The sequence below is a fragment of the Mesorhizobium sp. genome, assembly GCF_004962245.1.
Lineage (GTDB): Bacteria > Pseudomonadota > Alphaproteobacteria > Rhizobiales > Rhizobiaceae > Mesorhizobium.
This window is the reverse complement of sequence record NZ_SUHQ01000025.1, coordinates 22,878-42,774: the sequence shown is the minus strand read 5'-3', so window position 1 is coordinate 42,774 and position 19,897 is coordinate 22,878. Positions and strand designations below refer to the sequence as shown.

The window sequence follows — 19,897 nt, the reverse complement described above, 5'->3', positions numbered from 1 at the left end:
TGGCGCGTTTGGCGCTCATGCACGATTGCGCGGCCCGTGAAACCCAGGGTGCGCGTCCATCAACCAGGGAGAGTTAATGTGAAGATCATCAAGACACTGGCCGCCGTCGCGGCCCTTGGCATCGCGGCCATGACGCTGCCTGCGCAGGCAGGCGAAGGCCTGGTCGGCGTGCTGATGCCCACCAAGACCTCGCAGCGCTGGATCAATGACGGCGACGCCGTCAAGTCCCAGCTCGAGGCTCTGGGCTACACTGTCGACCTGCAATATGCGCAGGACGATATCCCCAATCAGCTCAGCCAGCTGGAAAACGAAATCACCAAGGGCCCGAAGGCGCTGATCATCGCCTCGATCGACGGCACCACGATGGCGGACGCCTTGCAGAAGGCGGCTGACGCCGGCGTCGTCGTCGTCGCCTACGACCGCCTGATCAAGAAGACCGCGAATGTCGACTACTACACCACCTTCGACAATTTCGGCGTCGGCGTCATCCAGGCCAAATCGCTGCTCAAGGGCCTCGGTTATCCGGAGAACAAGGGTCCGTTCAACGTCGAGCTGTTCGGCGGTTCGCCGGACGACAACAACGCCTTCTTCTTCTACAACGGCGCCATGTCGGTTCTCCAGCCGCTGATCGACGACAAGACCCTCGTCGTGAAATCCGGCCAGATGGGCATGGACAAGGTCGGCACGCTCCGTTGGCTGGCAGCGACCGCGCAAGCCCGCATGGACAATCTGCTCTCCGCCAACTACTCGGATGGCAGTCGCGTGGATGGCGTGCTCTCGCCGTATGACGGCCTCTCACGCGGCATCATCGCCTCGTTGCGCGCCGTCGGTTACGGGACGGCCGATCAGCCATGGCCAATCGTCACCGGCCAGGACGCCGAGACCGCTTCGGTCAAGGCGATCATCGCCGGCGAGCAGTATTCGACCGTGTTCAAGGACACCCGCGAACTCGCCAAGGCGACGGTCGAGCTCGTCGATAAGGTGCTCTCGGGTGGCAAGCCGGAAGGCCTCGACACCACGACCTACAACAACGACGTCAAGGTCGTTCCCTCGATCCTGCTGACGCCGCATGATGTCGACAAGTCGAACTACCAGGCCCTGGTGGTCGACTCCGGCTACATCAAGGCCGACGAGCTGAAGTAACCGCAGTTGCAAAGTCCGGGGTCCTGCGTAACGCAGGACCCCTTTTCGTTAGCGAGCGAGCCCGGTATTGTTTCCGGACCTCGGAGGAGTGGTGTTCCCGATGGCCTCGACGATTTTGGAGATGCGTGACATCACCAAGACGTTTCCCGGCGTCAAGGCGCTGTCGAATGTCAACCTCAGCGTCGAGGAAGGCGAGATCCACGCCGTGGTCGGCGAGAACGGCGCCGGAAAATCGACGCTGATGAAGGTGCTGTCAGGGGTGTATCCGTCCGGCACCTACGACGGCGAAATCATCTATCGCGGGGAAGAGTGCCATTTCAAAGGCATCCACGACAGCGAGCGCCACGGCATCGTGATCATCCACCAGGAACTCGCGCTGGTGCCGATGCTGTCGATCGCCGAAAATATCTTTCTCGGCAACGAGCACGCCAGATACGGCATCATCGACTGGAATGCCAACGAGACGCGCACCAGCGCCCTGCTCAAGAAGGTGGGCCTCAAGGAGGATCCGAAGACGCTGATCACCAATATCGGCGTCGGCAAGCAGCAACTGGTCGAGATCGCCAAGGCGCTCAGCAAGGAAGTGCAGCTGCTGATCCTCGACGAACCGACGGCGAGCCTGTCCGAAAAGGACAGCCAGGCGCTGCTTGACCTGCTGCTCGAATTCAAGCGGCAGGGCATCACCTCGATCCTGATCTCGCATAAGCTCAACGAGGTCAACCGGGTCGCCGACAAGGTCACGATCATCCGCGACGGGCGGACCATCGAGACGCTGGTCAAGAAAGACATCCGCGAAGACCGCATCATCACCTCGATGGTCGGCCGCTCGCTCGATAACCGCTTCCCGCCGCGTGAGCCAGAGATCGGCGAGACCGTGCTCGAGGTGAAGAACTGGTCGGTCTATCACCCGATCCATGCCGAGCGGCAGGTGATCAAGAATATCGATATCGACGTCCGCAAAGGCGAGGTTGTCGGCATTGCGGGACTGATGGGCGCCGGCCGCACCGAATTCGCGATGAGCCTGTTCGGTCGGTCGTATGGCCGCCACATCACCGGCGAGGTGCGCCTCAACGGCAAGCCGATCGATATCTCTTCGGTGAGCAAGGCGGTGGAACACGGCATTGCCTACGTCACCGAGGACCGCAAGACCTACGGGCTCAATCTGATCGATCACATCAAGCACAATATCACGCTGGCCAACCTTCCCGGCGTGTCGCGCCATAGCGTGATCGACGACATGCGCGAGCTCGCCGTCGCCAACGACTATCGCGCCAGGACCAATATCCGCGCCTCGAGCGTCTACCAGATGACCGGCAATCTTTCGGGCGGCAACCAGCAGAAGGTGGTGCTGTCGAAGTGGCTGTTCGCCAATCCGGAAGTGCTTATCCTCGACGAGCCGACGCGCGGCATCGACGTCGGCGCCAAGTACGAAATCTATACGATCATTGCGCGTCTCGCTTCCGAGGGTAAGGCGATCATCGTCATCTCGTCGGAGATGCCTGAACTGCTCGGCATCACCGACCGCATCTACGTCATGAACGACGGGCGCATCGTCGGCGAAATGGCGGCGAGCGACGCCAGCCAGGAGAAGATCATGCGCGCCATCGTTCGGGGAGAAGGAAAAGCATCATGAGCACAGAGAGCGCTCCCGCGCCGCAGACCGGCGTCGCCGAAGACGTACAGCAGAGACCGCGCGTTGCCGTTTCGGCGTTCGTCACCAACCTGCGCGAGTATGGCCTGGTACTGGCACTGATCGCGATCATGCTCTTCTTCCAGTTCACCACGTCCGGAACGCTGTTCAAGCCGCTGAATCTGAGCAATCTGGTGCAGCAGAACAGCTTTATCATCGTGATGGCGCTGGGCATGCTGCTGGTGATCGTTTCCGGCCATATCGACCTCAGCGTCGGCTCGGTTGCCGGCTTCATCGGGGCGCTCGCGGCCAATATGATGGTGACGTGGCACCTCGGCGCACTCAGCAATCCGCTGGTCGTGTCGATCATCTGCCTGATTATCGGCGGCTGCATCGGCGCGGCACAAGGCTATTGGATCGCCTATCACCGAATACCGAGCTTCATCGTCACGCTGGCAGGCATGCTGATATTCCGCGGCATGTGTCAGGCCCTGCTGGGAGGCGGCTCTTCGGTCGGCCCGCTGCCGAGCGCGTTCAACAAGTTGAGTTCCGGCTTCATTCCCGATGTGATCGGCACGGTGACGCTGATTGCTCCGACGGTGAACGCCGCGGGCAAGACCATCGTCGGCAGCGGTCTTACACTGCACATGACGACGCTCGTGATCGGGATCGCCGGCGTGCTGGCCTATGCCTATTTCGGGCTCAAGTCACGCCGTACGCGCGAGCGGCACGGCTACCAGGCCGAGCCTTTTGCCCTGTTCGCCGTCAAGACGGCGGTGCTAAGCGCCCTTGCCTTGCTCCTCATTTACCAGTTCGCGACCTACAAGGGCCTGCCGATCGTTCTCCTGGTGATGGGAGTGCTGATCGCACTGTTCGTGTTCGTCACCAAGAGGATGACGATCGGCCGCCGCATCTACGCGATGGGCGGCAACGCCAAGGCGGCGCAACTGTCGGGCATCAAGACCGAACGGCTGACCCAACTGGTGTTCATCAATATGGGCGTGCTGTCGGCGCTTGGCGGCCTGATCATCGCGGCGCGCCTGGGGCAGGCGGTGCCGGCGGCGGGCCTCGGCAGCGAGCTCGACGTCATTGCCGCGGTGTTCATCGGCGGCGCCTCGGCGATGGGCGGGGTCGGCGGGGTCATCGGGTCGGTGGTCGGCGGTTTCATCATGGGCGTCATGAACAACGGCATGTCGATCATGGGCGTCAATGTCGACTGGCAGCAGGTGGTCAAAGGCCTGGTGCTGCTCGGCGCCGTGGTCTTCGACGTCTACAACAAGAACAAGGGTTGAGCCGGGCGAGGAAACGAGTGCATGTCGCCCAACATGCATAAAAGCAAGGATCAAAGCGCGCCTCCCATCAAACGCGGCGCGCTTTAGGAAGACAAACGGGTCACATCGCGGCGCGGCAGAACGGCGCAAAGAAGTCCCTGAAGGACCAGGTTCGCGAGCGCAATCCGAACGAAGAATTTCACCCGTGGCGCGGATACCGTCCGAGCTGCGCGAGGCAGGGCTTGCCATACCGGTAGCCAGACCAAGGCAATTGAGAGAGGGCACATCATGCTGATTTCCCAGATCCTCGACGATGCGGAGACCATCCGCGTTGTCGCCCGCAACGGCGGCAAGACCCGGATCATCAACGGCGCCCGGAGCGTTTATTCGCTGGCGATGGAGGCTGCGCGCACCGGTACCGGGCTCGCCGCCCTCATCGAGCACAAGGGATTCGGTGAAGCGGTTGACCTCGATGCCGCCTACAAGAAGGGGCGGGTCCTGTCGCCGATCAACCATCCGGACCCGGCGCATCTCCACCTCACCGGCACCGGGCTGACGCATCTCGGCTCCGCGGCGACCCGCGATTCCATGCACAAAAAGCTCGACACCGACGGCGAAGAGCAGCTCACCGATTCCATGAAGATGTTCCGCATGGGGCTGGAGGGCGGCAAGCCGGCCAAGGGCCAGACGGGCGTGCAGCCGGAATGGTTTTACAAGGGCAACGGCACCATGGCGGTGGCACCCGGTGCGGCACTGCTGTCGCCCGCCTTCGCCCAGGACGCCGGCGAGGAGCCGGAAATCGCCGGCATCTATGTCATCGGCGACGACGGTGTCCCGTTCCGCGTCGGCTTCACGCTGTCAAACGAGTTTTCCGACCACGTCACCGAGCGCGTGAACTATCTTTTTCTCGCGCATTCCAAGCTGCGCAATGCCTCATTCGGACCGGAGATCCTGATCGGCGACCTGCCGTCCGACGTCAGGGGTTCCTCGCGCATCATCCGTGACGGCAAGCTGCTGTGGGAAAAGCCGTTCCTGTCTGGCGAAGCGAACATGTCGCACACCATCGCCAATCTCGAACATCACCACTTCAAATACTCGGCCTTCCGCCAGCCGGGTGACGTGCATGTGCATATGTTCGGCACGGCGACGCTGTCGTTCGCCGACGGCATCAGGACGGAGGCCGGCGACGTTTTCGAGATCGAGGCCAAGGATTTCGGCCTGCCGCTGCGCAACCCGCTGGAGATAGAAAAGCCGGTGAAGGTGGCCGTGAAGGCGCTTTGAGGCAGCGTCACAATTTGGGAGCTGGAAATGAACAGAATGCAGTTTGTCATTGTGTTCGCGGGCCTGGCCCTGTTCCTGACCCAGCCATCGGTGGTCTTTAGCGCCGGCCAGTGCAGCGCGAAATCCTACCGTGAAGCCCGCTCGGCGGTGACAAGCCGTCTTCTGGCAACCGGCTATTCGAAAGCGCAGGTGGGCTTTCTGATGCGCAACACGGATCGCATGACATCAGCGCTTCGCAGCGACAGGCTGAACGACAATGGCCGGGCTTGCGGTATCGACTCCGCCAGAGCCCATATCCTCGGTTGCCTCGACAAGCAGTTGTTCCCCTTGAAGCGCGGCTCAAAGGCGGCGCTCGACGAGGAGAAACAGACCGAAGGGTTTTGGGGCAGGAAGCGTTTGGCCGTACGCGAATTGCTCTTTATCGGCCAACTTCATGGCTGCTTGGGCGCCGCGAAAGAGTATCTCTTTCGCGGCTGACCGGCGAAGCTCACCCTCAATAGATATCGAAGTCGAAATATTTGGCCTGGATCTTCTTGTAGGTGCCGTCGGCGACGATCGCGTCGATGGCGGCGTTTAGTTTTTCGCGCAACGCATTGTCTTCCTGGCGCACGGCGATGCCCGCTTCCGTCTCGGTGCCCTTGACGTCGCCGACCATCTTGCAGCAGCCGTCGCTCGACTTCTTCATCCAATCCATCAGCACGAACTTGTCCGAAAGGACGGCATCGAGGCGGCCGTTCACCAAGTCGGCGACCGCCTCTTCCTGAGTCGGATAGAGTTTCGCCTCGGCGCCGGCCTTACCATAGACGTCCTGGGCAAAGTCGGCCTGGGTGGTCGAAGCCTGGGCGCCAACTATCTTGCCGGCGAGTGCCGCAGGTTCGGTCGAGGCAATATCGGTGTCCTTCAGGGCCACCAGCGAAAGCGGCGTCGTATAGTATTTGTTGGTGAAGGAGACCTGCTTCTTGCGCTCCTCGGTGATGCTCATGGACGCGACGATGGCGTCGAACTTTCTGGCCTGGAGCGCCGGAATCATGCCGTCCCAATCCTGCGTGACAAGTTCGCATTCGACCTTCATCTGAGCGCAAAGCGCCTCGGCGATATCGATATCGAAGCCGACAAGCTTGCCATCCGCGGTGATGGTGTTGAACGGCGGATAGGCACCTTCGGTGCCGATCTTCAATTTTTCCTGTGCTTGCGCCGATAAGGACCCGGCCGATATCACCAGCATGGCAGCTGTTGCTGCTGATGCGATCCATCTTGAAATCTGCATTTTTGTTCCCTTTTCAAGCCACCTTGACGGCTGAGCACAGCCAAGCACGACCCGCAAGGTCAGGCAAGCACGGTCTGATCGTGATAGGGCGATCAGCGCGCGGCGCGGAAATGCTTGGACAGTTTCAGGCCCTGTGCCTGATAGTTCGAGCCGAGATCGGTGCCGTAGAGTGCCTGCGGCCGCTTCAGCATATGCTCGTAAACCAGCCGTCCGACGATCTGGCCATGGTCGAGGATGAACGGCACTTCGTGGCTGCGCACTTCGAGCACCGCCCTGCTGCCGGTGCCGCCGGCCGCCGAATGGCCAAAGCCCGGATCGAAGAAACCGGCGTAATGGACACGGAATTCGCCCACCAGCGGATCGAAGGGCGTCATCTCGGCGGCATAGAGCGGCGGCACGTGCACCGCCTCCTGGCTGACAAGGATATAGAATTCGTCCGGATCGAGCACCAATTCGCCGGCGCCGCTCTTGTAGAGCGGCTCCCAGAAATCGACGACGTCCTGTGCGGCGCGCTTGTCGACATCGACCAGACCGGTGTGGTGCTTGCCGCGGTAACCGACCAGGCCGTCCTTGTCGCCATCGAGATCGATCGACAGCGCGATGCCGCCGCCGGAAATATTCGGTGGCTCGGTGGCGACGAGCGTCTCGGCGCGGTGCAATTCATGCAGCTCGCTTTCGGACAAAAGCGCATTGCCGGTGCGGAACCTGATCTGCGACAGTCTCGAGCCGGCGCGGACGACGATCGGAAAGGTACGCGGGCTGACTTCCAGATAGAGCGGGCCGCTGTAGCCGGGGGCGATCTTGTCGAACTCGTGGCCGCGATCGGTCATCACGCGGGTGAAGATGTCGAGCCGTCCGGTCGAGCTCTTCGGATTGGCCGAGGCCGAAATGTTTGCCGGAAGCGCCAGGCTCTCGAGCAACGGCACGATATAGACGCAGCCCGTCTCCAGCACCGCACCTTCGGCGAGATTGATTTCGTGCAGCTTCAGACGGTCGAGTTTTTCAGCGACCCTGTGGTTCGGGCCGGGCAGAAAGGAGGCACGCACCCGCCAGGCCTTGTCGCCAAGCCTGAGGTCGAGGCTGGCCGGCTGGATCTGGTCGGCATCGAGCGCGCGCGGCGACTTCAGCGCGCCCGACTGGAACAGCGCCGAAATATCCTGATCGGGAAGAATGCCTGTCTGCCGCAAAGTCTGGCTCCGCTCGAAGGCCGGGCGAGGTCTCGTTCTGTCGCAGGTTCTTACCGCAAAACCGTGGAACAGCTTTTGCGGAACCTTGCTGGTATAAACCTCTTAATCATGCCGGCAATTGACGCAAGCGCGGCGCAGGTCTAAAGGGTCGTTATCCCGTGGTGATTTGGCCGGTCGGCTTGCAGCCACGTTAAACAAGTCGCTAAAGGACCGTCGGGCCGCAAGGCCGTGTGGACCGGTTGCGACTTTCGCGACCGGTTTTTTTGTGTTTGGACCACTTTTGGTGTTTGGAACAAGGCGATGACGACCATGAAGCGCAACTGGAAGCCTCAGACCGCACTCGTGCATGCGGGAACGCTGCGTTCCGGCTTCGGCGAAACCTCCGAGGCGATGTATCTCACGCAAGGCTATGTCTACGACACGGCGCAGGCGGCGGAAGCGCGCTTCAAGGGCGAGGAGCCGGGCTTCATCTATTCGCGATATGCCAATCCGACGGTCGACATGTTCGAAAAGCGGATGTGCGCGCTGGAAGGCGCCGAAGATGCCCGCGCCACCGCATCCGGCATGGCGGCGGTGACGGCAGCGTTGCTGTGCAGTGCCAAGGCCGGCGACCATATCGTGGCGGCGCGCGCGCTGTTCGGCTCCTGCCGCTGGGTGGTCGAGACGCTGGCGCCTAGATACGGCATCGAGGCGACGCTGGTCGACGGCACCGACATCGCCAATTGGGAAAAGGCGGTCAGGCCAAACACCAAGCTGTTCTTCCTGGAAAGCCCAACCAACCCGACGCTGGAAGTCGTCGACATCGCCGCCGTCGCCTCGCTTGCCAATTCGATCGGTGCGCGGCTGATCGTCGACAATGTCTTCGCCACGCCCCTGCAGCAGAAGCCGTTGCAGCTCGGCGCCCATATCGTCGTGTATTCGGCGACCAAGCACATCGACGGCCAGGGGCGCTGCCTCGGCGGCATCATCCTGTCGGACAAGACGTGGATCGACGAGAACCTGCACGACTATTTTCGGCATACCGGCCCCAGCCTTTCGCCGTTCAACGCCTGGACGCTGCTGAAGGGCCTGGAAACTCTGCCGCTACGCGTGCGCCAGCAGACGGAAAGTGCCGGCCGGATCGCGGATGTCCTCGCCGAGCGGCCGGAGATCGCCCGTGTCATCTATCCCGGCCGCGCCGATCACCCGCAGGCGGCCGTCGTCAAGAAGCAGATGTCGGGCGGCTCGACGCTGATCTGCCTCGACGTCAAGGGCGGCAAGCAGGCGGCTTTCGCCTTCCAGAACGCGCTGGATATCGTGCTGATCTCCAACAATCTCGGCGACGCCAAGAGCCTGATCACCCATCCGGCGACGACGACGCACAAGAATCTGAGCGATGAGGCGCGTGCCGAACTCGGCATCGGGCCGGGCACGCTCAGGCTGTCTGTCGGTCTGGAGGATACCGACGACCTGCTCGAAGACATCGAGCGGGCATTGAAAGCCGCCAGATAGGGATACGCACCGAGGGGCGGCTTCACTCGATCGTCAAGAGCAGGCGTTGTTCAGGCGCCAGACGGCGTCTCTTCCAGCTCCGCGACGGTTTTGGTCCGGATGGTCATTGCGTTGCCGCGCCAGTCGACGGCACCGCCGAGCCAACCTCGCGCCCAAATGGCGGGAAGCATCACATCTCGCGCGATCATCGCCGGGATCATGCGCAGCGACAGGTGCCAGCCCATGGCCGAGGCCAGGGCGCATTCCGGGAGATAGGCAGCCACCAGCACGGCAAGGGCGGTTGCCGGCAGACTGAAGCCGGCGCCGGCCGCCGCAACCAGCGCAAGCACCAGCGGCGGCGTCGCGCCGACCAGGATTTCGGGCGCGAAGAACAGCGGGAAGGTGACGCGGCGCAAGCGTGCCCAGCGGGCCTGACGCGACCAGATTTCGCCAAATGTGCGCAAACCGAGCGGCTGCTCGAAGGGCGAGGCGACGAGATTGACGCGCAGCCCGAGCCCGTTGACCAGCTTGGTCGCGGCGGCATCCTCGGCAATCTCGGCGGCGAGCGCGCGGATACCGCCCTTGGCGTCGAGCATGGGCTTGTTCCACAACATGCTCTTGCCCTGGGCGAAACCGAGGCCGAGGGCCTCCCCGGTATATTGCCAGCGCGCCTGCAGCGCGTTGAGGAAAGCGCATTCGACCTCCGCCCAGAACCCGTCCGGCCGCGACCCGATCGGCGCCGAGCAGACAAGGCCGGTGTCCGGTCGCCATGCGGCCATCAGATGCTGAACGTAGTCCTTCGGCATCAGGACGTTGGAATCGGCAAGAACGACCCATTTGTGACGCGCCGCTTGCCAGCCCTTGACGCAATTGTTGAGTTTCGGATTGCCGCTGATGCGGTCATCGCCGACGAGCAACCGGGCCGGCACGGCCGGAAAGCGGGCGATGGCCTTGGTGATCAGTTCGACCACCGGATCGTCGGCATGGGCGACGCAGAAGATGAGTTCATAGCGCGGCCAGTCGAGCGAAAAGGCGCGCGCAAGCGTTTCTTCGGTAAACGGCTCGATGCCGCGCGACGGTACGACGATCGACACGGGTGGCGCCTTGCCGGTAGGCGGCGCAACCTTGCTTGGCCGTTTCAGCTTCAGCGAGGCGAGCAGGATGCTGGCGAGATTTGAAAGAAGCAGGGCTGTCGAAAGCAGGGCGGCGGTGACTGTCAGTTCCATCGATATCTGGTCACTCCGGAAAGACCGGCCGCATGATGGCCGTCTTCAGCAGTTCGGCAGAATGCTGAGTCGCCCGGCTCTGCACACCATCATTGTCATGTGTCACTTAAATGACATTGTTCTTCGGCACCTGCCCTTGAGGTCGGGCAACGACAGGAAGCACCCCGTTGACCAAGCCACGGAGAGCGCCGAAAGTCCCGTTCGTATTGTTTTGGAGTAGCCCATGTATAGCGCCGTTACGCGCAACATCGAAGTGCAGGTCAGGCCGTTCTATCTGGAGGATCGCTCGGAACCGTCGGAGAACCGTTACGTCTGGGGCTACCAGGTGACGATCGACAACCAGTCGGACGAATTCGTCCAGCTGATGTCGCGCTACTGGCATATCACCGACGGCACCGGCCGGGTCGAGGAAGTGCGCGGCGCCGGCGTTGTCGGCGACCAGCCCGAACTCAACCCCGGCGACAGCTATCAATATACGTCCGGCTGCCCGCTCTCGACACCGTCCGGCATCATGGTCGGCCACTACACGATGCGCAACAAGCGGGGTGAGACGTTCGACATCGCCATCCCCGCCTTTTCGCTGGACCTGCCAGGGACCAGGCGGACGGTCAACTAGGACGGTCGGGCGATTGGCGGAATCCTCCGCGACAGCGTCTTTCTCCCCGTCACTATACGGGGAGAAATGCCTGGCAGGGCAATGAGGGGCGGCGTCAGACTCGTGAGACTAGTCTGCCAGGAATACAACAGCGTCTAAGCGAGTGCGCGCGCGGACATCGCCGGAGGTCGCGCTGCCCCTCATCCGCCCTTCGGGCACCTTCTCCCCGTGAACGGGGAGAAGGAAGGCATTTCATTGAGCCGCTGCAAACTCCGCCGGATCAAAGTCATATTGCTTCGAGCAGAATTCGCAGGCGACGTGAATGCCGCCATCCTCGGTGCTGTCGCTGATCTCCTCGGCGGAAAAACCTTCGAGGATGCCGCGGATTTTCTCCCTGGAGCATGAGCACTGGTCGGCGACCGGAACGCCGCCGAAGACGCGAACACCATGCTCATGGAACAGCCGGTAAAGTAGCCGCTCGGCGCCAATCGTCGGGTCGATCAGTTCGGTCGGCTCGATGGTGCCAAGCAACGCCAGCAGTTCCTGCCAGGAATTGTCGGCCGGATCGTGGATCTCCTCTCGTGGATCGCCGTCGCCGCCCGGAAGATCGGGCACACGCATGCGTTCCGGCGATTGCGGCAGGAATTGCGCCAGGATGCCACCGGCGCGCCACTGCTCGCGGGCACCGCCGGCGCCGGGCGTCAACAGCTTGGCCACCGAAAGCCTGAGATCGGTCGGGATCTGTTCCGACTGGCGGAAATAGGTGCGCGCGGCCTCCTCCAGCGTCTCGCCATCGAGCTGGACGATGCCCTGATAGCGCTGCGTGTGGGCGCCCTGGTCGATGGTCAGCGCCAGGACGCCATTGCCGAGGAGCGTCTGCTGCGACGTCTCGCCGGCAGCAGTCAAGGCCTCAAGCCGGTCGGCATCGAAGCGGGCATAGGCGCGCAGCGCATGCGGCGTGGAAAAATCCGCGACCAGCATGTCGACCGGCCCGTCGGTGCGGGTCTGCAGGATGAACTTGCCCTGGAACTTGAGCGAGGTGCCAAGCAGCACCGTCAGCACACAGGCTCCCGCAAGGAGGCGGGCGACCGGTTCGGGATAGTCGTGGCGGCTGAGGATCGCATCGAGCATCGGCCCGAGCTGAACAGTACGGCCGCGCACATCGAGCGGGCCGACCTCGAAGGGCACGACGTGATCGTCGCCTGCGTAGCCGAATTCGCCGAGTTTGGGTTGATGTTCAGCCAACTGATGAGTTTCCAACATGACAAAGCTCCGGGGCGCGGCCATGCCGCCCTCCGGGGCGCATGCGTCGAAACGCGCTCGATTTGCGTGATGCGCCTGAGATAGGCATCACGCATTGCCGGATCAAGGTTGGCCGGATCAAGCTCCCAGACACCAGGCCAGAACCGCCTTCTGGGCGTGGAGCCGGTTCTCGGCTTCGTCGAACACAACCGAATGCGGTCCATCGATGACCTCGTCGGTGACCTCCTCGCCGCGATGCGCCGGCAGGCAGTGCATGAACAATGCGTCCGGCTTTGCCTTCGCCATCAGCGCCGCATTGACCTGGTAGGGCAAGAAGACGTTGTGGCCGCGGGCACGGTGTTCCTGGCCCATCGACACCCAGCAGTCGGTGACGACGCAATCGGCCTCGTAAACGGCCTCCTCGGGCGAGCGGGTGAAGTTCAACTTGCCGCCGTGCGTCTTCGACCAGTCGATATGCTTCTGTGCCGGCTCGCTGCCTTCCGGCACCGCGACATTCAGATTGAACCGAAATCGTGCCGAGGCTTCCAGCAGGGAATGCAGCACATTGTTGCCGTCACCGGTCCAGGCGATGGTCTTGCCGGCAACCGGACCGCGATGCTCCTCGAAGGTCATGATGTCGGCCATCAGCTGGCAGGGATGGGTGTCGTCTGTCAGCCCATTGATGACGGGAACGGTGGCGTTTTCGGTCAGCTCCAGCAACCGGTCATGCGATGTGGTGCGGATCATGATCGCATCGACATAGCGCGACAGCACCTTGGCCGTATCGGCGATGGTTTCGGAGCGGCCGAGCTGCATCTCGGTACCGGTCAGCATGATGGTCTCGCCACCGAGTTGGCGCATGCCGACGTCGAAGGACACACGCGTGCGCGTCGACGGCTTGTCGAAGATCATCGCCAGCACCTTGCCTTCGAGCGGTTTTGTCCGCTCGCCAGCCTTGAGCCTCGCCTTTCGCACGACCGCATCGTCCAGCATGAAGCGCAGATCGCCTTCGGAAACGGCGGAAAGATCGGTAAAATGGCGAAGGCTCATCAGGGCTGGTTCCAGGATTACTTCGCGGCAGCCGCGGCGATGGCATCGGCCAAGCCCCGGGCGCCGGCGCGGATGCGGTCGAGCGCCTCATGGATCTCGGCGTCGGTGACGGTGAGCGGAGGCAGCAGGCGAATGACGTTGTCGCCGGCCGGAACCGCCAGCAGATGCTGGTCGCGCAACGCCGCGTTCACCTTGGTGTTGGGCATGACGCATTTCAGGCCGAGCATCAGGCCGGTGCCCCTGATGTCTTCGATGACATCAGGGAATTCGTCGGCGATACCCGCCAGCCCCTGCTTCAGTAGCAACGCCTTACGCTGGACTTCCTCCAGGAAACCGTCTTCCAGCACCACGTCGAGCACGGCGTTGCCGACCGCCATCGCGAGCGGATTGCCGCCGAAAGTGGTGCCGTGCACGCCAGCGGTCATGCCGGCGGCCGCCTCAGCGGTGGCGAGGCAGGCACCCATCGGGAAGCCGCCGCCGATACCCTTGGCGATCGCCATGATGTCGGGCGTGATGCCAGCCCATTCATGCGCGAACAACTTTCCGGTGCGGCCGATGCCGCACTGGACCTCGTCGTAGATCAGGAGCAGGCCATGCTGCTCGCAGAGCTGCCTCAACCGCTTCAGCGACTGCGTCGGCACCGGGCGGATACCGCCCTCACCCTGCACCGGCTCGATCAGGATCGCGGCGGTTTCGGGCGTTATCGCCTTTTCGGCGGCGTCGATGTCGTCGAACCCGACCTGGTCGAAGCCGTCGACCTTGGGTCCGAAGCCCTCCAGGTATTTAGGCTGGCCGCCAGCGGCGATGGTCGCCAGCGTGCGGCCATGGAAGGCGCCTTCGAAGGTGATGATGCGAAAGCGCTCGGGATGGCCCTTGACGAAGTGGTAGCGCCGCGCCGTCTTGATGGCGCATTCCAGCGCTTCGGCGCCGGAATTGGTGAAGAACACCTTGTCGGCGAAGGTGGCGTCGGCCAGCCGCTCGCCCAGCCGGCTCTGCTCTGGAATCTCGTAGAGGTTGGAAACATGCCAGAGCTTAGCCGCCTGCTCAGTGAGCGCCGCGACCAAGTGCGGATGGCTGTGGCCCAGCGAATTCACGGCGATGCCGCCAGCGAAATCGAGATATCGCTCACCCTTATCGGTGAAGAGCCAAGTGCCTTCCCCATGGTCGAAGACCAGAGGTGCGCGGGCAAAGGTCTCGTAAAGCGCCGAACCGCTCATTATATGCGTCTCCGGAACCGGAAAATCAAAAAGCCGCCAAAGCGGCGGCCTTTGCGGCTTATCGTGTTTTTCGGCCATGAAGTCAACGAAAAGGTCGCGCAAGGACGCGCCGCAAGCCCTCCAGCGAGGCGCCGGCTCATAAGCGACCGGGCAAGTTGGGGAAAACCGAAAAAACCGATTCGTGTTGGCCCTCGGACTCTTGTCACCGAGTCAGCGCATAAGGTATTTGTAGTCGAGAAATAACTAGATTTCGTGCGGCGGACCTAATCACCCGATATATGTGGTGTCTGCCCGGCGGAAGCCGGATCGTGGAAGGATTCCGATCGCCGCATGTTTCAGCAGGAGCGCGGTCTCATGAATTGGACTGACGAGCGGGTCGAACTTCTTAGAAAATTGTGGTCGGAGGGGCTGAGCGCCAGCCAGATCGCCGCACAGCTCGGGGGTGTCAGCCGCAATGCGGTCATCGGCAAGGTGCATCGGCTGAAACTGTCGGGCCGCGGACGCTCGACCGCCGCGCCGGCACGCCAGAAGAAGAGCGTGCAGGGATCGAGCGTTCAGAAATCGGTGTCGCGGGCGGCAAGCACTGCGCGGCATATCACCACGTCGATCGGTGCGACTGCGCTGCAGGCGCAATTCAACGCCGAACCGGTGGCACGTCATTACATCCGTCCGGTCGAGAACGTCGTCGTGCCGATCTCGCGGCATCTGCAACTCGTCGAGTTGACCGAGCGGACATGCAAATGGCCGAATGGTGACCCGCTTTCGGAAGACTTCCATTTCTGCGGCAACGACGCGGCCGAAACCGGACCCTATTGCAAATACCACTCCCGCATCGCGTTCCAGCCCGCTTCGGAGCGGCGGCGCAGTAGGTGAGCGAATAGCAAATAGCAAATAGCAATGGCTTGATCTGCCGCGAAGGGGCAAGTTATTTTTACCCTATTCGCTACTCCCTATTTGCTATTTACTCACTTTCACAGCCAGCCGCTCTTGCGGAAGCGCCAGTAAAGAAACGTGCAGACCAAAATAATCGCCGTCAGCACGATCGGATAGCCATATTCCATCCTCAGTTCCGGCATGTCGTTGAAATTCATGCCGTAGATGCCGGCGAGCGCCGTCGGCACCGCCAGGATGGCAGCCCATGAGGCGAGCTTCTTGGTGATCGCCGTTTCCTGGCTCTGGCCAACCAGAAGGCTTGCCTCGAAGGCAAAGGCGAGAACCTCACGCAAGCTGTCGATCTTTTCCTGGACAGTGCGGATGTGGTCGGTGACGTCGCGGAACAGCGGATGCATGGCTGCATGGATCTGCGGCAGGTCGGCGCTGGTCAGCCGGCGGCAGACTTCCACCAGCGGCAACGCTGCATTGCGCAGGCGTAAGAGATCGCGGCGCAGCATGTAAAGCCGTTCTATGTCGGAGCCGGTCATCGGCTTCAGCAGAATCTTGTCCTCGATCGCCTCGACCTCGTCCTCGATCTGCTCGAGCACCGGCATATAGTTGTCGACGATGAAATCGAGAATGGCATAGAGGACGAAATCCTCGCCCTTGGCCAGCGAATGCGGGCAGCTTTCCCAGTGCTGGCGAACGGCGGCGTAAGAGGTCGATGGACCGTGCCTGACGCTGACGATGTAGCCCGCGCCGACGAACAGATGCGTCTCGCCGAAGGTGACACGACCATCGATCAGTTGAGCCGTGCGGGCAACGATGAACAAGGCGTCGCCATATTGCTCGATCTTAGGCCGCTGATGCGGATGCTCGGCGTCCTCGATCGCCAGATCGTGCAGATTGAATTGCGCCTGGACGCGAAGCAGCAGGTTGCGGTCGGGCTCCAGCAGGCCGATCCAGACGACATGGCCTGGCTTCTTGGCCCATTCGCCAGCCTCCTCGATCGGAATGTCGGCGACACGCCGGCCGGCCGTATAGACGCTGGAAGCGATGATGCTGGACGTCGGCGGCGCGGGCGTGAACTCCCGAACATATTCCATCGCAGCCTCCTGAAAGCATGGCCTTCATCGCGGAACTGAGAAGCTTAACGTCTGGATAGTTTAGCGCAATTTCATCTGGATAGTTTAGCGCAATTTCATGAAGCGTTCGAGAGACAGAGCGAGATGAACTCGGACGGCATCATCTAGCTCTGGCTGTTCACTTCGCGGGTAGCGCTCCCGGGACGACAATCTTGTCTGTCTTGTCGCCCTTCGGCCGTTCGGCCGGCATCTGGTCGCCGGTGACGATGTAGTAGATTGTCTCGGCGATGTTGGTGGCGTGGTCCCCGATCCGCTCGATGTTCTTGGCGCAAAACAGCAGGTGCGTGCAAGGCGTGATGTTGCGCGGATCTTCCATCATGTAGGTCAGCAACTCGCGAAACAGCGAGGTGTACACGGCGTCGATCTGGTCGTCACGATCACGCACGAAGCCGATCTTTTCCACCGAACGCGACGCGTAGACGTCGAGCACTTCCTTGAGCTGCGTCAACGCCAGGTCGGCCAGGGCCTCGATGCCGCGGAACAGGCTGGTCGGCTGGCGCCCTTCTATGACGGCAACCACGCGCTTGGCGACATTCTTGCCGAGGTCGCCGACCCGTTCGAGATCCGCCGAGATGCGGATCGCGCCGACAATCTCGCGCAAATCCGTCGCCATCGGCTGGCGCTTGGCGATGATGACGATTGCCTTGTCGTCGATCTCGCGCTGCCCCTCGTCCAGAACGAGATCGTCACTGATGACCTTCTGAGCAAGGCCAGGGTCGGCGTTGACCAGGGCCGCGATCGCTTGTTCGACCATGCGTTCGGCATGCCCGCCCATCGCGGCGATGCGCTTCGACAGATATTTCAGCTCCTCGTCATAGGCGCTGACGATGTGCACGGACTGCATGAAAATGCCTTCCCGGGTCTTCTGATCCTGAGTCGTTTCCTCGAATCCCCGCTGATACGCTAGCCGGATGACAGAAAAAAGAAAAAGCCGGTTAATACATAGTGCGGCGTCAGTGCGCCGGCAAATGAACCGTGAAAGCTGCCCCCTTGCCGACCTCCGACTTGATCGAGAGCCTGGCGTTGTGGCGCGTCAGGATATGCTTGACGATCGACAAGCCAAGGCCAGTGCCTTTCTGGGTCCGGCTGTTTTCGACATCGATGCGGTAAAAGCGTTCGGTGATGCGCGGGATGTGCTCCTCGGGGATGCCGGGGCCGAAGTCCCGGATGGTGACGTCGGTGCCCGGTTCGGGACCGTCGTCGCTGTGGGCAATCGTCACCATGACACGTCCACCCGACTGTCCATATTTGCAGGCGTTTTCCAGCAGATTCTCGAAAACCTGGAAAAGCTCGTCGCGATCCCCAGGCACGTCGAGCGACCCTTCGGCGAAATCCCGCTCGATCGCGACGCCGTTTTCCCTGGCAAGCGGCCCGAGCGAATCGATGACGCTGTCGAGGATCTGGCGGAGATCGACCTTGGTTCCCGGCTTCAGGTAGGGCTTCATCTCCAGCCGCGACAGCGACAGCAGGTCGTCGATCAGCCGCGCCATGCGGCCGGTCTGGTTCTGCATGATCTGCAGGAACTGATCGCGCGCCGCCGGATCGTTGCGGGCCGGGCCGCGCAGCGTCTCGATGAAGCCGGAGATCGAGGCGAGCGGGGTGCGCAGTTCGTGGCTGGCATTGGCGATGAAGTCGGCGCGCATCCGGTCGATCCGGCGCGCCTCGCTCTGGTCCTTGAAGACCAGGACATAGAGGTCGGTGCCGTGGCCGACCGAAGACGCACTCACCCGATAGGCCCGCTCGACCGGCAGCTTTTCGGTATAGTCGACGACATCCGAAGCGGCGGCCCCCGACAGAATACTGTCCAGCAAGGCCTGCATCTCGGGCGCACGGAATTTCAACGACAGCGACATCCCCGGCGCGATGCCGCCGAAAGCGGCGAAGGCGGCGGCGTTGGCATGGACGAGCGTGGCGGTACGATCGAAGATGATCAGCGGATCGGCAACGGCCGCCGCCAGATATTCTCCCGACAGGTGTTGCAGCCCGCCCGCCTCGATCGCCGCGGCATCCTCGGCCGATTGGCGCGCAACGCCGACTGGCGGCATCGCGGCGGCAAGCAGCAACACGGCACATGCCAGGAGCACCACATAGCCGGACATATCTGCGAAAACATAGACCATCAGGACCGCGACGATGCCGGCCGCCAGCAGCCAGCGGCTGTTCCGCAGCCGGATGGCGACGGCTTGCACCGTGCTTCGCTGCTCTGCGCCCATGTCAGCCATTGTCAGCCATTCGCGCGCGCCGTGCCTCCGCCCTCAGTCGGCCGGTCGGTTGGAAACTTCCCGCTGGACCGGTATCGAGGCTCCCAATAGCATGAGTCCTGGAGCTGGAAAGGTTCGTCTCGATGAAAAATCCTAGGGAAAATGCCGCCGCGCCCGTTGCAGGTCCGCTGAAGGTCCGGATCGACGGCAAGGAGTTCACCTTCGACATCGAGGATCCCAAGCTTCCGGACTGGGTCGAGAACAACAAGCTGACCGCCGGCGGCTACCCCTACGACAAGAAAATGAAAAGCGATGAGTATGACGAGACGCTCGAGCGGCTGCAGATCGAACTGGTCAAGGCACAGGCATGGCTGCAATCGACGGGCAAGCGGGTGATGTCGCTGTTCGAAGGACGCGATGCCGCCGGCAAGGGCGGCACGATCTTCGTGCTGCGCCAGTACATGAACCCCCGGACAGCGCGCAACGTGGCGCTGACCAAGCCGACACCGACTGAGACAGGACAATGGTATTTCCAGCGCTATGTCTCGCACTTTCCGACGTCCGGCGAGTTCGTCACTTTCGACCGCTCCTGGTACAATCGCGCCGGTGTCGAGCCGGTCATGGGTTTCTGCACGCCCGAGCAGCATGAGAAATTCCTGGACGAGACGCCGTATTTCGAACGGATGATCTGCAACGAGGGCATCCATTTCTTCAAGTTCTGGCTGAACATTGGTCAGGAGACGCAGCTCGAACGATTTCACGATCGTCGCCACAGCCCATTGAAGAGCTGGAAATTCTCGCCGATCGACATTGCCGGCATCACGAAATGGGACGACTACACCAAGGCGCGCGATCTCATGATCGAGCGCACGCACAAGGAGTGCGCGCCCTGGATTATCGTGCGGGCCAACGACAAGCGGCGCGCGCGACTGGCCGTCATACAGCGCATCCTGTTGTCGCTTCCCTATGAGGGCCGCGATCTCGACGTCATCGGCAAGGAAGACAAGAAGATCATCGGGGAAGGACCTTCGTTCCTGGGAACACGGGCCTGAAGCATCGCCGCGCGCCCGAAGGGCGCGCGGCATGATTGCGGGTGTTG

18 protein-coding genes and 1 riboswitch are annotated in these 19,897 nt (G+C 62.1%); of the genes, 9 read left to right on the top strand and 9 right to left on the bottom strand.

What is annotated here, in order from left to right:
- Window positions 1–78 precede the first annotated feature (78 nt).
- The 5 genes from chvE to E5X88_RS24035 all read left to right on the top strand — a co-directional run bounded on the left by chvE (window position 79) and on the right by E5X88_RS24035 (window position 5,802).
- The gene (gene chvE / locus E5X88_RS24055) at window positions 79–1,143 is read left to right on the top strand and encodes a multiple monosaccharide ABC transporter substrate-binding protein (RefSeq protein WP_292165747.1); all 1,065 of its coding nucleotides are present in this window, start codon (window positions 79–81) and stop codon (window positions 1,141–1,143) included.
- 100 nt (window positions 1,144–1,243) lie between these two features.
- On the top strand, window positions 1,244–2,776 hold the full coding sequence (gene mmsA, locus E5X88_RS24050; RefSeq protein WP_292165744.1) for a multiple monosaccharide ABC transporter ATP-binding protein: 1,533 nt from the start codon (window positions 1,244–1,246) through the stop codon (window positions 2,774–2,776).
- Complete coding sequence (gene mmsB / locus E5X88_RS24045; RefSeq protein ID WP_292165742.1) at window positions 2,773–4,065, top strand: multiple monosaccharide ABC transporter permease; 1,293 nt, start codon at window positions 2,773–2,775, stop codon at window positions 4,063–4,065. The genes mmsA and mmsB overlap by 4 nt, the downstream gene beginning before the upstream one ends.
- A 267-nt stretch (window positions 4,066–4,332) precedes the next feature.
- Complete coding sequence (gene araD1, locus E5X88_RS24040; protein WP_292165740.1) at window positions 4,333–5,325, top strand: AraD1 family protein; 993 nt, start codon at window positions 4,333–4,335, stop codon at window positions 5,323–5,325.
- A 36-nt stretch (window positions 5,326–5,361) separates the two neighbouring features.
- Entirely contained in the window at window positions 5,362–5,802 is a 441-nt protein-coding gene (locus tag E5X88_RS24035) for a hypothetical protein (RefSeq protein ID WP_292165738.1), read from the top strand.
- Window positions 5,803–5,818: 16 nt separating this feature from the next.
- On the opposite strand, the gene E5X88_RS24030 is transcribed toward E5X88_RS24035, so the two are convergent.
- Both E5X88_RS24030 and E5X88_RS24025 read right to left on the bottom strand, forming a co-directional pair.
- Window positions 5,819–6,592, bottom strand: a complete 774-nt coding sequence (locus tag E5X88_RS24030; RefSeq protein WP_292165736.1) for an ABC transporter substrate-binding protein — start codon at window positions 6,590–6,592, stop codon at window positions 5,819–5,821.
- 92 nt (window positions 6,593–6,684) lie between these two features.
- A complete protein-coding gene (locus E5X88_RS24025; protein WP_292165734.1) occupies window positions 6,685–7,779 on the bottom strand; it encodes a 2'-deoxycytidine 5'-triphosphate deaminase in 1,095 nt (364 codons plus the stop codon).
- Between the two features lie 148 nt (window positions 7,780–7,927).
- A riboswitch (SAM riboswitch) is annotated at window positions 7,928–8,005 on the top strand.
- A gap of 74 nt (window positions 8,006–8,079) precedes the next feature.
- On the opposite strand from E5X88_RS24025, the gene E5X88_RS24020 reads away from it, so the two are divergent.
- Window positions 8,080–9,270 (top strand): O-succinylhomoserine sulfhydrylase, encoded by a 1,191-nt coding sequence (locus E5X88_RS24020; RefSeq protein ID WP_292165732.1) that lies wholly within the window; start codon window positions 8,080–8,082, stop codon window positions 9,268–9,270.
- Window positions 9,271–9,320: 50 nt separating this feature from the next.
- Here the strand turns inward: E5X88_RS24020 and E5X88_RS24015 are convergent, their stop codons facing one another.
- Window positions 9,321–10,475 (bottom strand): ceramide glucosyltransferase, encoded by a 1,155-nt coding sequence (locus tag E5X88_RS24015; protein WP_292165730.1) that lies wholly within the window; start codon window positions 10,473–10,475, stop codon window positions 9,321–9,323.
- Window positions 10,476–10,698: 223 nt separating this feature from the next.
- Here E5X88_RS24015 and apaG point away from each other — a divergent pair, with 223 nt between their 5' ends.
- The gene (gene apaG / locus E5X88_RS24010; protein WP_292165729.1) at window positions 10,699–11,091 is read left to right on the top strand and encodes a Co2+/Mg2+ efflux protein ApaG; all 393 of its coding nucleotides are present in this window, start codon (window positions 10,699–10,701) and stop codon (window positions 11,089–11,091) included.
- Between the two features lie 231 nt (window positions 11,092–11,322).
- On the opposite strand, the gene E5X88_RS24005 is transcribed toward apaG, so the two are convergent.
- The 3 genes from E5X88_RS24005 to E5X88_RS23995 all read right to left on the bottom strand — a co-directional run bounded on the left by E5X88_RS24005 (window position 11,323) and on the right by E5X88_RS23995 (window position 14,579).
- Window positions 11,323–12,357 (bottom strand): Hsp33 family molecular chaperone, encoded by a 1,035-nt coding sequence (locus E5X88_RS24005; RefSeq protein WP_292165728.1) that lies wholly within the window; start codon window positions 12,355–12,357, stop codon window positions 11,323–11,325.
- Window positions 12,358–12,450: 93 nt separating this feature from the next.
- Entirely contained in the window at window positions 12,451–13,362 is a 912-nt protein-coding gene (gene argF / locus E5X88_RS24000; protein WP_292165727.1) for an ornithine carbamoyltransferase, read from the bottom strand.
- Between the two features lie 17 nt (window positions 13,363–13,379).
- Complete coding sequence (locus tag E5X88_RS23995; protein ID WP_292165726.1) at window positions 13,380–14,579, bottom strand: aspartate aminotransferase family protein; 1,200 nt, start codon at window positions 14,577–14,579, stop codon at window positions 13,380–13,382.
- Between the two features lie 354 nt (window positions 14,580–14,933).
- Here E5X88_RS23995 and E5X88_RS23990 point away from each other — a divergent pair, with 354 nt between their 5' ends.
- A complete protein-coding gene (locus E5X88_RS23990; RefSeq protein WP_292165725.1) occupies window positions 14,934–15,452 on the top strand; it encodes a GcrA family cell cycle regulator in 519 nt (172 codons plus the stop codon).
- A 98-nt stretch (window positions 15,453–15,550) separates the two neighbouring features.
- Here the strand turns inward: E5X88_RS23990 and E5X88_RS23985 are convergent, their stop codons facing one another.
- From E5X88_RS23985 to E5X88_RS23975, 3 genes are all read right to left on the bottom strand, one after another.
- Window positions 15,551–16,558 (bottom strand): magnesium and cobalt transport protein CorA, encoded by a 1,008-nt coding sequence (locus E5X88_RS23985; protein ID WP_292165724.1) that lies wholly within the window; start codon window positions 16,556–16,558, stop codon window positions 15,551–15,553.
- 157 nt (window positions 16,559–16,715) lie between these two features.
- The gene (phoU, locus tag E5X88_RS23980) at window positions 16,716–17,441 is read right to left on the bottom strand and encodes a phosphate signaling complex protein PhoU (protein ID WP_292165723.1); all 726 of its coding nucleotides are present in this window, start codon (window positions 17,439–17,441) and stop codon (window positions 16,716–16,718) included.
- A gap of 109 nt (window positions 17,442–17,550) precedes the next feature.
- Complete coding sequence (locus E5X88_RS23975; RefSeq protein ID WP_292165722.1) at window positions 17,551–18,819, bottom strand: ATP-binding protein; 1,269 nt, start codon at window positions 18,817–18,819, stop codon at window positions 17,551–17,553.
- 122 nt (window positions 18,820–18,941) lie between these two features.
- Between E5X88_RS23975 and ppk2 the strand changes: the two genes are divergently transcribed.
- Window positions 18,942–19,850 (top strand): polyphosphate kinase 2, encoded by a 909-nt coding sequence (ppk2, locus tag E5X88_RS23970; protein WP_292165721.1) that lies wholly within the window; start codon window positions 18,942–18,944, stop codon window positions 19,848–19,850.
- Window positions 19,851–19,897: the final 47 nt, after the last annotated feature.